Here is a 12,193-nt window from a genome sequence, read left to right on the forward strand (position 1 = left end):
GTTCAAGGCTTGATCAGCAAGCTGTCGGTGATGCCTTGGGTGGTGTTTTGCAGCTGGTATTTAAGCCACGACGAGAAGGCCCGCACCGCAGGCCTTTCAGCCTTGGCCGGATCGATCGCCAGGAAGTAGCCGCGCCGGGCGCTGATGGCGATATTGAACGGCCGCACCAGCAGCCCCCGGGCCAGGGCGTTGCCGCTGAGCAGGCTGTCGCCGATGGCCACGCCCTGGGCGGCGATGCACGCCGACTGCGCGCAGTGGGCGTCGGAGAAAGTGATGCCGCTGTCCGCGTCGACCTGGTCGACCCCGGCAGCGGCCAGCCAGGCGCGCCAGTCGCTGGTGTCGTTCATGTGGATCAGGGGCAGGCCGGCCAGGTCCTGGGGCGTCTTCAAACCACCGATGGCGTTGACCAGGCGCGGGCTGCACACCGGTGAGAAATGCAGGGTGAAGATCGGCTCCACCAGCAGCCCGGGCCAGTCGCCGATACCGTAGGTGATGAACAGGTCGGCCTCGGGGTCGCGGGTGTCGTCCCAGGAGCTCGGGTTGACCACATGCAGCCGTACCTGGGGATATTGGCGCTGGAAGCTGTTGATGTGATTGCACAGCCAGAAACTGGTGAACCCCGGGTTGCAACTGATGCGCAACTTGCCGGACACCGCCGGCCCATCGAACAGCCGGCCGGCGTCCTGGATGTCGGCGAGGATGCGCCGTACCTCGCGGGCATAGCACTGGCCCTGGTGGGTCAGGCCGATGCCGCGCCCGACCCGTTCGGTCAGGGCGAAGCCCAGGCTCTGTTCCAGGCTGATGATCTGGTGGCTGATGGCGCTGCGGGTCAGGCTCAACTGCTGGGCGGCGGCGGTCACGCTGCCCAGCCGGGCGACCGCATCGAGGGCGCGCAAGGCGCTGATCGTGGGAAAACGCATACAACCTCCGGGGCGGGAGAACGGGTTTTCGAAGGCATCCGGGCTGGTGTGTACAGATGCTTGGGATGCACCAGGCCGCGCCGAAGTATGGGTCGCGGCAGCGTGGAATTGGTTAGTTTTTTTGGCCATTGCTGGCGAAATAATTTGATTGATGTAGCCAGCGCTTCACCAATACTGGCCCTCGATCCGGGCTGAGCCAACCGGACCATTCCCATAACGACAACAGGTCCGGCCGGCCTGGGTGGATGCCGATGTGCCCAGTTCGTGACTGGCCGGGACCTGGATAACCAGGAGTGCCGAGGATGTCGCGCTACAAAGAATTCGCGCTGGATTGGGTCGAACGCCACCGCCAGCAATTGTCGGACTGGCACCAGCTGATCTGGCACTACGCCGAGCCGGCGTTTCGCGAGTACAAGTCCAGTGCCTGGTACATGGCGTTGCTGGAGGCCGAGGGTTTCACCGTCGAGCGTGGCAGCGGCGGCATGCCCACCGCCTTCTGCGCCACCTTCAGCCAGGGCCAGGGGCCGCTGCTGGCCACCTATGGCGAGTACGATGCGGTACCGGGCAACTGCCAGGCCGCCACCACCTGCAAGCAACCCCGCGATGGCCTGTCGCGCTTCGCCCCGGGGCATACCGACCCGCACTCGGCCCTGGGCATCAGTGCCCTGGGCGGGGCCCTGGCGGCCAAGGCGGCCATGCAGGAATTCGGCTTGCAGGGCAGCATCCGCTTCTTCGGCGAGCCGGCAGAAAAACTCCGCGCCTCCAAGCCGGTCCATGCTGCCAAGGGCTATTACGACGACCTGGATGCGGCCATCAGCTTCCATCCGACCTACATGCTGCCGCTGAACAACACCACCACCTGGGACACCCATTGCGGCATTGCATACGCCTACATCTACAGCTTCACCTGCGAAGAGCCGGAGCAGTGGATCGCCGCCGATCGCTACAGCCCGATCCCGCAGAACCACCTGGCGGCCCGGGCCCCGGGGGCCAACGATGCCCTGGTGCATTTCTACACCCTCAACGAAAGCCTGCGCCGCTCGACCCTGCCGTTCACCGGGTTGTGGAGCTACAACGAGGCGATCCTCACCGCAGGCCAAGCCACGGCCGACAACCTGCCGCCGCATTTGTCGCAGATCCAGTACCTGCTGCGTTGCGACTCCATCGAGCAGGCCGAGACCATTTCCCAGGTCATGGACAATAACGCCGCCGCGGCGGCCATGGCCACCGGCTGCCGCTGGAAGAAGACCTGGGTGTGCAAGTCTCGCGGTGGCCTGCCCAACCATGTCATGGCCCAGGCCACCTACGCCAACCTGGCGGCGGTGGGGGCCCCGCAGTGGAACGAAGAAGCCCGGGAGATCGCCCGCCAGATCCAGCGCAATCTGGGCCTTGAGGCCATGGAACGGCCCTTTCTGCCGGCCACCGAGGCGCTGATCGAACCCCAGGAGTGCGAGCGCCAGCTGCGCCTGCAAATGCCAGCCTGGCAGAAACACCTGACCTCCGACGACTACCCGGAATACACCTGGCACTGCCCGACCGTGCGCTTGCTGGTGGCCCGGCCGATGCTCAGCGCGCCGCCGGGAGTGGTCTATCCGGACTGGGTCTCCAACGCCCTGGGCGGGATTCGCCAGACCATCGACCCGATGATCGAAGTGGCGGCCAAGACCATCGCCGCGACTCTGGTGGACTTGCTCACCGACGAGGCATTGCTGGCGGCGGCCAAGGCCGAGTTCGTCGAGCGCACGGGTGGCGGGATCGGTGGCAGTCGCTGGCAGGCACCGTTGTTGCCCAAGGACTTCCAGGTGCCCCACGACTTCCGCTGGCCGGAATACATCAGCACGGCGCGGGGCGAGGAATGGTGGATTCCGGCGCGGGCCGACGAGTAGCCGCCGCAGCCTGGGCGAGGGGTGTTATGCCGCTTCGCTCAGGCGCTTATGCACAATGGATGGGTTTTCCGACCGGGCAGATGACGAATCTGTGAAGTCATTCTCATCTTTTTGCAACTGGCTGTTTTTTCGATGGTTTATTTTCGTGAATAAAAAATGACCAGTTGCATGCGGGGGCTCCACGCCCTGTTTTACCGGGACTTGCCTGGCATTAATCAACAGACTTATCCACAGGTCGCGACGGGCTGTCGCAGGGCTTCAACGCTGGGCCAGGAGCAGCAGGTTGCGCGGGGTCAGCGGCGCCGGACAAAAGGTCCCCAGGCGTACCTGGTAACCCTGGTCCTCCAGGAACATCCCCCGATCCAGCACCAGCCAAAGCTCCAGCGGCCGGCGGAACAAGCCGCGCAGCAGTTCCAGGTTGCGCACCTGGGCCAGGCGTTGCCAGCCGGCGGCTTCCAGTGCCGGCCAGTCTTGCGCACCGCTTGTGGATAACGCCTTGAGAGCCGCCAGGTCGCGGCAGTATTCGGCGAACGGCTTGTCCAGCCAGTGGCTGGGCAGCGACGGCGTCGGCAGGTAATCGTCGACGCCTCGCAACTGGCGTTGCAGCAGGTCGAAGCCCAGGCGCCAGGCCATGGACTGGTCGCGCTGGCGCCGGACCCGGGCGCCGGCGGTCACGGTCTCGCTCATGGGCAGGCCCAGGTCGTCCAGGGACAGTTGCAGGACGGACGCCTGGCCGGCTGTGGATAAACCCTGGTACTGGCTGGCGCTGGTGCGGTTGTAGCAGCACGGGGCGATGGCCAGCTGGCGGCAGCCGGCCTGGCTGGCGAGCTGCATCAGGCGCACGTGCAAGTCGCCGCAGGCATGCAGCGCCACCGGGCTGTGCTCGGCACCCAACTGCGCGGCGACCGTATCGGCCAGCACATCCTGCTGCACATGGCGGGCGGCCAGGCCATGGTGGCGGCTCAGTCGTTCGCCGCTGGCCACCAGCGCCGGGTCGTATTCGAGGCAGGTCAGGCATTGCCCCGGTTGCAGCAGGCGCCGCCCCAGGTGGCCTTTGCCGGAACACCAGTCGAGCCAGTGGGCCGGAGTCTGGTCGAATTGCAGGCGGGCGGCGAAGGCTTCGATCTGCTGCCATTTGCGTCCGGGCACATCGACATTCAGCCGCGCTCGCATGGCCGGTAGGTCGCTGGCGGGCAGCTCCGTCAGCTCGGCCAGGGCCCGCGACTGGGCCGCCAACTGGGCGAAGGGGGCGGGCGCGTCCAGCTGTTCCGGGTGATTGTGGGCGCTTTCGGCGTCTGCCAGGGAGCGCTGGCGCAGCCACAGGGCGAGTTCGGGATAACGGGCTTCCCAGGGCAGTTGCAGATGCTGGAACGGGCGTGGGCGCCAGAGCCCCTGGTGCTCCAGGAGAAAGGCATCCAAGGCCTGGAAGCGGTTCAGTAGTGCAGGGCCTTGGAGGATGGCGGGCATGGTGACGAATCCGGGGCAGGCCCGCTCCCTGGCGGGAGCGGGAGGGCTCAACGGCCCTGGCAGGCCTCGACCCGCAACCAGCGCTCCAGCAGCTTGAAGCCGCGCACCAGGATGTAGGCCATCAGCAGGTAGAACAGCCCCGCGGCGAAGAAGATCTCCACCGGCAGGTAGGTCCGGGCAATGATGGTCCGGGCCATGCCGGTCAGTTCCAGCAAGGTCACGGTGCTGGCCAGGGCGCTGGCCTTGAGCATCAGGATCACTTCATTGCTGTAGGCCGGCAGGCCGATCCGCGCGGCGCGCGGCAGGATGATGTAGAACAGTGCCTTGGACTTGGACATGCCCAGGGCCCGCGCCGCTTCGATTTCACCCGGCGGTACGGCCTGGATCGCACCCCGCAGGATCTCGGCGATATAGGCCGCGGTGTGCAGGGTCATGGTGGCGGTGGCGCACCAGAACGGATCGCGCAGGTAGGGCCACAGGGCGCTTTCACGCACGCTGTCGAACTGCGCCAGGCCGTAGTAGACCAGGAACAGCTGCACCAGCAGCGGAGTACCGCGGAAGAAGAAGATGTAGCAGTAGGGCAGCAGGCGCACGTACCACAGGCGGGACGAGCGGGCGATGCCCAGGGGAATGGCCAGTAGCAGGCCGGCGATGACGGCGATGGCTACCAGTTCCAGGGTCAGGGTGGCGCCCTGGGCCAGTTTCGGCAGCCACTTGATGATCACTTCCCAGTTCATTGCGTGCTCCTCGCAAAGCCGCGAGCGGCACGTTTTTCCAGGAAGTGCATGGCGGTCATGGCAATGATGGTCAGGCCCAGGTACATGAAGGCCGCGACCATGAAGAAGGTAAAGGGCTGCTTGGTGACGGTCACGCCGATCTGCGCGTGACGCATGATCTCTTCCAGGCCGATCACGGAGACCAGCGCGGTGTCCTTCATCAGGATCATGAACAGGTTGCCCAGGCCCGGCAGGGCGATGCGCCACATCTGCGGCATGATCAGCCGGGTGAAGATACGCCGCTTGGACAGGCCCAGGGCCATGCCGGCCTCACGATGACCCTTGGGAATCGCCAGCAGCGCTCCACGGAACACTTCGGTGGCATAGGCGCCGAAGCACAGGCCAAGGGCGATGACCCCGGCGGCGAAGGCGTTGAGTTCGAGTTCGGGGTAACCGAGGAACTCGCCCAGGGCGCGCATCCCGTTCACCGTGCCGAAATAGATCAGCAGGACCCAGAGCAATTCCGGAACGCCGCGCACCACGGTCGAATAGGCACCGCCCAGCCATTGCAGGGGCTTGTAGGGCGAAGTCTTGGCCAGTGCGCCGGCCAGGCCGAGCACCAGCCCCAGGCATAGGGCGGCCAGGGCCAGTTTGACGGTCATCAGCGCACCGGCGGCGAGCGCCGGGCCGAATCCGTATAGGTCGAGATTCATGGTCTAGTCATATCGCAAGGCGTTGCAGGAGAGCGGCGCACTCAGGGGAGTGCGCCGGCCGGGCAATGCAGGATCATTCGATGCTGAAAGGGAAGTACTTGTCGTTGATCTTCTTGTAAGTACCGTCGGCCTTGATCTCGACCAGGGCCTTGTTCAGGCGCTCACGCAGCGGGTCGCCCTTGCGCACGGCGATACCGATCTTGTCGCTTTCGACCACGGGCTCGCCCTTGAACTCGAAGTTCTGGCCGTCCTTGCTCTTGAGCCATTCGTACTGCACGTACTTGTCGGCCAGGATGCCGTCCAGGCGACCGGAGAGCAGGTCCAGGTAGGCGTTTTCCTGGGTGTCGTAGAGCTTGATGCTGACGCCGTAGTCGTCTTCCATGTTGCGGTCGTCCAGCCAGGTACCGGCCAGGGTCGCGCGCTGGGCACCGATCACCTTGCCCTTGAGGTAGGACTTCTCGACCTTGAAATCGACTTTCTTCGGTGCGATGAACTGCAGCTTGTTGGAGTAGTACGGATCGGTGAAGTCCACCGCCTGCTTGCGCTCGTCGGTGATCGACAGCGAGGACACCAGGAAGTCGAACTTCTTGGCGTTCAGGGCCGGGATGATGCCGTCCCAGTCGGAGGTGACCACTTCGCATTTCTCGACCTTCATCTTGGCGCACAGGGCGTCGCCGATGTCCTTGTCGAAACCGACGACCTGGCCGCTGGCGTCCTTGTTGTTGAAGGGAGGGTAGGCTGCCTCGATGCCCATCTTCAGGGTCTCGGCGGCGGCGCTGGCGCTGAAGGCCAGGGTGACGGCAGCGGCCAGGAGGACTTTCTTATAGCTCTGCATGCGTTTAGCTCCGTTAGCGGTTGCTGGACATGAATTGTTTGCAGCGTGCCGAAAGCGGGTTCTCGAAGACCTGCTCGGGCGAACCTTGCTCTTCTACCAGACCCTGGTGCAGGAACACCACTTCGCTGGAGACCTGGCGGGCAAAACTCATTTCATGGGTGACCAGCAACATGGTGCGGCCTTCTTCGGCCAGGGCGCGGATCACGTTGAGGACTTCCTGGACCATTTCCGGGTCCAGGGCCGAGGTCGGCTCGTCGAACAGGATGACCTTGGGTTGCATCGCCAGGGTCCGGGCGATGGCGGCGCGTTGTTGCTGGCCGCCGGAGAGCTGGGCCGGGTAGGCGTGGCGCTTGTCGGCGATGCCGACCTTGGCCAGCAGGGCCTCGGCCACCTCGATGGCCTCGGCCTTGCTCTGGCCCAGCACGCGACGCGGTGCCTCTATGATGTTGTCGAGCACGCTCATGTGCGGCCAGAGATTGAAGTTCTGGAATACGAAACCGATTTCGCTGCGCAGGCGGTTGATCTGCTTGCTGTCGGCGGCGATCAGCTCGCCGTTCTTCGCGGCCTTGAGCTTGAGCTCTTCGCCGGCTACCAGGATCTGGCCCTGGTGCGGGTTTTCCAGCAGGTTGATGCAGCGTAGGAAAGTGGACTTGCCGGAACCGGAGGAACCCAGGATCGATATCACGTCACCGTCGCGAGCGGTCAGCGAGATACCCTTGAGTACCTCCTGTGAGCCGTAGCGTTTGTGCAAGTTGCGGATTTCAAGCGCGGGCGTGGCCTCAGCCATGTGCGGTCCTCATAGAGTTCAATGTGCTCCTGCTGTTGGGCGGCCTTCCTGGCGAGGCGCCAAGCTAGCATAGGGTTCGAATCGCAGCCAACAGCGCTGCCGGAGGTAAACGAGCGACGTGTGGCAGGTTGTCGCATCGGCACAGCTGACTGTCGCCCCATCAACAACCGAACGCCCGTTTGAACCCTGGATCCGGCGGGTGTCGCGTAAAAAAAGGCGCGATGGTGCCAGCTTTGGCCGGGTGTTGGAAGGGTTAACGGGCCAAAGGTCATGGATCTGTCGGTTAATTGGGTATCCCACGCGTTTTGACCGTGTTTTTGCCGGACGAGGGCGGCTGATGGCTGTAATGCCGAGCAATGACCTGGAAAAAAGCCATCGAGTTCAATGGGTTGCCGATCTTTTCGGAAAGGTGTGGTCCCGGGCTGTTGGCTCTGTACCTGCCTTTATGGCCTGGGTAATCAAGGCGTGCTGCGAGACCGCCTTTTTGCGAGAACGAACCCGGGCCGGGTGGAGTTAGTCTTTTCTTGTTCCTGGAAGCGAGGACCCCCAGCACCGGGTCCGGCGTGGGGCTGTCGGCGTCGCTGTAGCGGTATTCGGGGACGCGCCGGTCGAGCCTGGGCGCCGGGGCGGATCAATTGATCGCCTGGAAGTCAAAAAGACCGCTGTCGACATAGACAGAGGCCGTTTTTATTGGATTTGTGACTTGTTACATGAGGTTTCATGGACAGCATGCAGGTGAAATAGTAGCCTGCGCGCTCTTCGATAAGAGCTCTTGCGTGCCAGCGTGAGAGGAGCTATGGAATAGCGCTGTTGTACAAGGGATTGAACGCTTGTCGGAACCTGCGGATCCGCCGCTTTCCCTTGAAACGCCTCGCCTTTCCAGCTCTTGACCGGTTTGCACTCGCCCTTGGCGTGGTCGATGGTCCCTGCCCGAAGAACCTAGCACTGGTTCCAATGGTGATCGCCCGGTCATTGGTTCCTCATAACGGGGCGGCAAGGAGACGCACATGGCGTTCACCAAAATCATCTTCAAAAACCCGAACACCGGGGCCATCAAGGAAGCGCCAGTCGGTTTCTCCTGGACCGTGTTCTTCTTCGGTTTCATCCCGGCCCTGTTTCGCGCCGACTGGAAATGGGCAGCGATCATGTTCCTGCTGTCCATGTTCACTTTCGGCCTGAGCAACCTGGTGTTCATGTTCATCTACAACAAGCTGTTCGTCCGTGACCTGATCGGCGCCGGCTTCAAGGCCCAGTCCATCGCCAGCGGTGACCTGAATTTCGCCAGCTCGCGCATCGGCATGGAAATCCCACGGCTGGAAGCGGCCTGAGTATCAGGTAGCTCTAGTAGCTGAAATGCAAAAGGGCGCATCCACAGGATGCGCCCTTTTTTCTTGCCGCTCGTTCAGCCTTCCTTGCTGAACAGGGCCTGGGAAGCGGCGAGGTAGTCGACCTGGAAGGCCTCGGATTCGATCCAGGCCAGCGCAGTGGCTTCGTCGGCCTCGGTGGACCAGTTACGGTATTCGATCAGCGCCGCGAGGATGAAGTCGGTGGCGCCTTGTTCGCCCTCCTGCTCATACACCAGTTCCAGCAACGGGTCCGCCAGGAACGCCGCGCACATGGCCTGCTGGCTGGTTTTCTCGGCGTCGCGCATTTTCACGAACAGCTCGGTCAGGTCCACCGATTCGAAGTCGATGCGGCTGTCGTTGGGATCGAGGTCCAGTTCCGAGGCCGGTGCAGTGCGCTTGGCGCGGTTTTGCTTGGCCTTGGTTTTCGCCCGCTGGGCCCTTTTGTGTTGCTTGTTCGCAGATGCCATGGGCGTGCTACCTGGTTGCCTGAAGGTGTATCGCATGGCCGCCGTGCAGTGGCGGTCGGTGAGGCGGGCAAGGATGCCAGTAAATCGGCGGTGGGGCACCTGCCTTCGGCCGGGAGGCGGTGCCTGCCGGGGCTCAGTTCCTGGGGATGATGCGCCCCGGGCTGCGGCTATCCAGTTCGCCGTGGCGTAGCCAGCCAAGGATGATCGGCCACAGCCGGGTCTCGAAACGGCTGTGGAAGAACGCGAAGTGGCCGACTTCGGTTTCGCCGATGTCTTGCGGGGTAATGCGCAGGTGAGTGCATGGGCTGTTGTGGAAATAGCCCAGCAGGCGTTCGATGGCGGCCACGGTGCCGAACGGATCGTCGCTGAGGCTGATGGCCAGGATCGGTGCCGTGACATGGGCGAAAGGCTGGCCATTGCGTTGGGCGGCGATCTTGCGGCCACTGGGGCGCCCTTCGTAGCGTGGGTGCGGGGTGCTCCAGTCGCGGACCACCCCGGCCGGGGTGTCTTCCATCCACCCCAGGCGCTTGCCGGGAAAATAGCCATAGAGGCGGGTCAGCAGGGGCATCGCCACATGCCATTTGCCCAGCATCCGCCAGCGTTCCGCCGGGGCGTAGTCTCGCCAGTAGGCGAATTGCGCGCCCATGGTCGCCATGCGCCGGATCAATCCCGCCGAGGTGCCCAGGCCCGCCGCGCAACCGCCGAAGCTATGGCCGACGACGTCGATCGGTTGGCCGGGGAATTCACGCTGGGCGCGTTGCAGCATGGCTTCGAAATCCAGGGTGCCCCAGTCCGACCAGGAAGCCTTGAAGCCTTTGAGCGAGGCTGGTCGCGATTCGCCGATGCCACGGTAGTCATAGGTCATGACGTCGAAGCCGTGGGCGAACAGATAATCGGCGAAGCGAAAATAGTAGCGGCAGCGCACCGAGGTGGCGGCGCTGATGATCACCACCGGGCGCCGAGGATCAGGCTGGGCATGGCGCCAGGCAAAGCCGCCAATCAGCAAGCCGTCTGCGGCAGGTTCGTTGAAACTCTCGCTGGGACCGCTGGCAGGCTCGACCTTGGCGGGGGCCGAGACGGGCAGTTCGGGGGATGACAACAGGGACATGGGAGGTTGTTCCTGGATGGCCGAAGTGAGGGGTTCAGGTTCAGCGGCGGCGTTTGTCGGTGCCCATTAATACCCGGCCGATCCACAGCGTGGCTACTGCCAGTGCGCCCAGCAACAGGGTACTGGCGCATTGCCAGAGCAGCTCGCCATAGAACTGGGTGGGCTGTTGTGCCTGGCTGTAGGCGAGTTTCGGTCCGGCGCGGTTGCGGGTGACGATCAGGCCGTCCTGCAGCGCGCTCGCCAGGGTCCAGCCCAGCAGTGCGGTGACTGCCAGCAGCACGCTGCCTATCAGCAGGAATACCCAGGCGCCCTTGCCGGTCTTTCCGGGCTTGGGGTGGGGCAGGGGGATGCGGGTTCGTTTCTGGTTCACTGCGGGCCGTTCCTTTGCGAGGCGATGGTCACTTTACTCTGCGAGAGGCCCTTCGTGATAACGCCGTGGCCTGTCATTGGCGGCGCAAAGGTATGCTGGCGCTCTTTTTTTGCAAGGATCGGGAATGACGATGATGCGGTGGTGCTCATGGAAGGGGCTGGTGCTGGCGGTGCTCATGACCGCTGGCGGACAGGTGCGGGCGAACGAGCCGTCTTCGGTCTATCTGCGCTGCAACATGACGCCGGAAGACTATGCCAAGGCCATGGCAGCGACGCCGCGCCCGGCACTGGCCTATGGCGACTGGCAGCAATGGTTCAACAGCAAGCAGATGTACGGCCCGGGCCTGGTGGATGCCGAGTCGTTGCGCGACTCCGGGGCGCGGAGCCTGCAGGAAGCGGTGGAGATCTGGATGGGCCCCGGTGCGTATTCACGTTATGACCCCAAGGCTGGCCGCTGGCAGTTCGCCTTGCTGGAATTCACCGACAACTATGGCGAGATGATCCAGCTGCTGGCGCCCTTGCGTGGCGTCGCCGCCTTCTGCCAGCCCGACTCCGACAGCTTCCTGTTCATCTACTCCTACATCTGGGGCGATGGCGACAACGCCTACCTGGCCCTGGACCAAGGGCGCAGCCGGTTCGCCGCCGGGCCGACCCCGGTGCAGCGGGCCGAGGCCGACGCGGCGCTCCAGGGGCTGATGGAGGCAGGGGCGGACTGAGGCGGCCTTAGGCTTCTTTGCTCAAGCCGTGGTGCCGAATCGGTCTAAAGCCATCGGCATCGGGGCGTACACTGGGGCTTGGGAGCTTGAGGCGGGCCGGCTGTGCAAGGCTGCCGTGGCGCGGCCATTCGAGATGCAATAGGGGAGACCCGGGCGCTACCGATCCTGGGGCTGGAGGCTTGATGGTGGCGTCCCATTGCAGTGGTTCGTAACGAACCCGGGAGTGGTCATCATGAAATGCTCTTCCATTCGTATCATGTCGGCGCTCGCCGTGTTGCTGCTTGCGTTGGCATCGTCCAGCGTACTGGGCGCTGTCGCCAGCAGCGAGCCGATCGATCCGGCCGGCGTCCAGTTGGTGCCGCAACAGCAAAACGGCATCGCCTACCTCAACGGCGGGATCGGCCTGGATGAGTCGCGGGCCATCCAGCAGGTGACGGGCTACAACCTGCACCTGACGTTTTCCGTCGGCCCGCAGAACCAGTACACCTCGGATGTGGACGTGGCGATCGAGAATGCCCAGGGGCATTCCCTGCTGAACCTGGCCGGGGTAGGGCCGATCGTCTATGTGCAGCTGCCCCCCGGCAAGTTCCAGGTCGTCACTACCCGCAAGGGCCTGGAGCGGCGTAGCACTATCGATGTCGCCGCTAGCGCCCGGCGCGATCTCAACGTTCATTGGGATAGCTATTGAGCGCAGTCTTGAGGCCTGAGCCTGATGGCGCCGAATGCCGGGCATAAAAAAAACCCTGAATCTTTCGATTCAGGGTTTTCGGTATTTGGTGCCCAGAGACGGAATCGAACCGCCGACACGGGGATTTTCAATCCCCTGCTCTACCGACTGAGCTATCTGGGCAACGGGGCGCATT

At 63.8% G+C, this 12,193-nt stretch carries 13 protein-coding genes and 1 tRNA gene; 4 read left to right on the forward strand and 10 right to left on the reverse strand.

Annotated features, from left to right (window positions below; all coding sequences use genetic code 11):
- Nucleotides 1-2 precede the first annotated feature (2 nt).
- Nucleotides 3-920, reverse strand: a complete 918-nt coding sequence (locus H7A76_RS04130) for a LysR substrate-binding domain-containing protein (RefSeq protein ID WP_185697335.1) — start codon at nucleotides 918-920, stop codon at nucleotides 3-5.
- A 302-nt stretch (nucleotides 921-1,222) separates the two neighbouring features.
- Here H7A76_RS04130 and H7A76_RS04135 point away from each other — a divergent pair, with 302 nt between their 5' ends.
- Complete coding sequence (locus H7A76_RS04135; RefSeq protein WP_185697336.1) at nucleotides 1,223-2,806, forward strand: amidohydrolase; 1,584 nt, start codon at nucleotides 1,223-1,225, stop codon at nucleotides 2,804-2,806.
- Between the two features lie 258 nt (nucleotides 2,807-3,064).
- Here H7A76_RS04135 and H7A76_RS04140 read toward each other — a convergent pair whose 3' ends face one another.
- From H7A76_RS04140 to H7A76_RS04160, 5 genes are all read right to left on the reverse strand, one after another.
- Nucleotides 3,065-4,273, reverse strand: a complete 1,209-nt coding sequence (locus tag H7A76_RS04140; protein ID WP_185697337.1) for a methyltransferase — start codon at nucleotides 4,271-4,273, stop codon at nucleotides 3,065-3,067.
- 47 nt (nucleotides 4,274-4,320) lie between these two features.
- Nucleotides 4,321-5,010: an ABC transporter permease gene (locus H7A76_RS04145; RefSeq protein ID WP_185697338.1), complete on the reverse strand. Its 690-nt coding sequence runs from the start codon at nucleotides 5,008-5,010 to the stop codon at nucleotides 4,321-4,323.
- The gene (locus H7A76_RS04150; protein ID WP_185697339.1) at nucleotides 5,007-5,702 is read right to left on the reverse strand and encodes an ABC transporter permease; all 696 of its coding nucleotides are present in this window, start codon (nucleotides 5,700-5,702) and stop codon (nucleotides 5,007-5,009) included. The genes H7A76_RS04145 and H7A76_RS04150 overlap by 4 nt, the downstream gene beginning before the upstream one ends.
- Before the next feature lie 73 nt (nucleotides 5,703-5,775).
- Nucleotides 5,776-6,537, reverse strand: coding sequence for an ABC transporter substrate-binding protein (locus H7A76_RS04155; RefSeq protein ID WP_185697340.1), 762 nt, complete (start codon nucleotides 6,535-6,537; stop codon nucleotides 5,776-5,778).
- A gap of 13 nt (nucleotides 6,538-6,550) precedes the next feature.
- Nucleotides 6,551-7,324: an ABC transporter ATP-binding protein gene (locus H7A76_RS04160; protein ID WP_022639226.1), complete on the reverse strand. Its 774-nt coding sequence runs from the start codon at nucleotides 7,322-7,324 to the stop codon at nucleotides 6,551-6,553.
- A 1,007-nt stretch (nucleotides 7,325-8,331) separates the two neighbouring features.
- Between H7A76_RS04160 and H7A76_RS04165 the strand changes: the two genes are divergently transcribed.
- Entirely contained in the window at nucleotides 8,332-8,652 is a 321-nt protein-coding gene (locus H7A76_RS04165; protein ID WP_068589502.1) for a hypothetical protein, read from the forward strand.
- 74 nt (nucleotides 8,653-8,726) lie between these two features.
- Here the strand turns inward: H7A76_RS04165 and H7A76_RS04170 are convergent, their stop codons facing one another.
- The 3 genes from H7A76_RS04170 to H7A76_RS04180 all read right to left on the reverse strand — a co-directional run bounded on the left by H7A76_RS04170 (nucleotide 8,727) and on the right by H7A76_RS04180 (nucleotide 10,615).
- Nucleotides 8,727-9,137 carry a hypothetical protein gene (locus H7A76_RS04170; protein ID WP_185697341.1) on the reverse strand — a complete coding sequence of 137 codons (411 nt, stop codon included), beginning with the start codon at nucleotides 9,135-9,137 and terminating at the stop codon, nucleotides 8,727-8,729.
- Nucleotides 9,138-9,270: 133 nt separating this feature from the next.
- Nucleotides 9,271-10,245 (reverse strand): alpha/beta fold hydrolase, encoded by a 975-nt coding sequence (locus H7A76_RS04175; protein ID WP_185697342.1) that lies wholly within the window; start codon nucleotides 10,243-10,245, stop codon nucleotides 9,271-9,273.
- A 40-nt stretch (nucleotides 10,246-10,285) separates the two neighbouring features.
- Nucleotides 10,286-10,615 (reverse strand): hypothetical protein, encoded by a 330-nt coding sequence (locus tag H7A76_RS04180; RefSeq protein WP_185697343.1) that lies wholly within the window; start codon nucleotides 10,613-10,615, stop codon nucleotides 10,286-10,288.
- A 124-nt stretch (nucleotides 10,616-10,739) separates the two neighbouring features.
- Here H7A76_RS04180 and H7A76_RS04185 point away from each other — a divergent pair, with 124 nt between their 5' ends.
- Together H7A76_RS04185 and H7A76_RS04190 are read left to right on the forward strand one after the other, a co-directional pair.
- Nucleotides 10,740-11,330, forward strand: a complete 591-nt coding sequence (locus H7A76_RS04185; protein ID WP_260497906.1) for a hypothetical protein — start codon at nucleotides 10,740-10,742, stop codon at nucleotides 11,328-11,330.
- 232 nt (nucleotides 11,331-11,562) lie between these two features.
- Nucleotides 11,563-12,018, forward strand: a complete 456-nt coding sequence (locus tag H7A76_RS04190; RefSeq protein WP_185697344.1) for a carboxypeptidase regulatory-like domain-containing protein — start codon at nucleotides 11,563-11,565, stop codon at nucleotides 12,016-12,018.
- Nucleotides 12,019-12,104: 86 nt separating this feature from the next.
- Here the strand turns inward: H7A76_RS04190 and H7A76_RS04195 are convergent.
- Nucleotides 12,105-12,180 (reverse strand) — tRNA-Phe (locus H7A76_RS04195).
- Nucleotides 12,181-12,193: the final 13 nt, after the last annotated feature.

Origin of the sequence: Pseudomonas sp. MSSRFD41 (genome assembly GCF_014230245.1) — a bacterium.
GTDB classification, from domain to species: domain Bacteria; phylum Pseudomonadota; class Gammaproteobacteria; order Pseudomonadales; family Pseudomonadaceae; genus Aquipseudomonas; species Aquipseudomonas piscis.

Coding starts and splice junctions, on each gene's coding strand:
- H7A76_RS04130 (WP_185697335.1), bottom strand. CDS start 920: ATGCGTTTTCCCACGATCAGCGCCTTGCGCGCCCTCGATGCGGTCGCC.
- H7A76_RS04135 (WP_185697336.1), top strand. CDS start 1,223: ATGTCGCGCTACAAAGAATTCGCGCTGGATTGGGTCGAACGCCACCGC.
- H7A76_RS04140 (WP_185697337.1), bottom strand. CDS start 4,273: ATGCCCGCCATCCTCCAAGGCCCTGCACTACTGAACCGCTTCCAGGCC.
- H7A76_RS04145 (WP_185697338.1), bottom strand. CDS start 5,010: ATGAACTGGGAAGTGATCATCAAGTGGCTGCCGAAACTGGCCCAGGGC.
- H7A76_RS04150 (WP_185697339.1), bottom strand. CDS start 5,702: ATGAATCTCGACCTATACGGATTCGGCCCGGCGCTCGCCGCCGGTGCG.
- H7A76_RS04155 (WP_185697340.1), bottom strand. CDS start 6,537: ATGCAGAGCTATAAGAAAGTCCTCCTGGCCGCTGCCGTCACCCTGGCC.
- H7A76_RS04160 (WP_022639226.1), bottom strand. CDS start 7,324: ATGGCTGAGGCCACGCCCGCGCTTGAAATCCGCAACTTGCACAAACGC.
- H7A76_RS04165 (WP_068589502.1), top strand. CDS start 8,332: ATGGCGTTCACCAAAATCATCTTCAAAAACCCGAACACCGGGGCCATC.
- H7A76_RS04170 (WP_185697341.1), bottom strand. CDS start 9,137: ATGGCATCTGCGAACAAGCAACACAAAAGGGCCCAGCGGGCGAAAACC.
- H7A76_RS04175 (WP_185697342.1), bottom strand. CDS start 10,245: ATGTCCCTGTTGTCATCCCCCGAACTGCCCGTCTCGGCCCCCGCCAAG.
- H7A76_RS04185 (WP_260497906.1), top strand. CDS start 10,740: ATGACGATGATGCGGTGGTGCTCATGGAAGGGGCTGGTGCTGGCGGTG.
- H7A76_RS04190 (WP_185697344.1), top strand. CDS start 11,563: ATGAAATGCTCTTCCATTCGTATCATGTCGGCGCTCGCCGTGTTGCTG.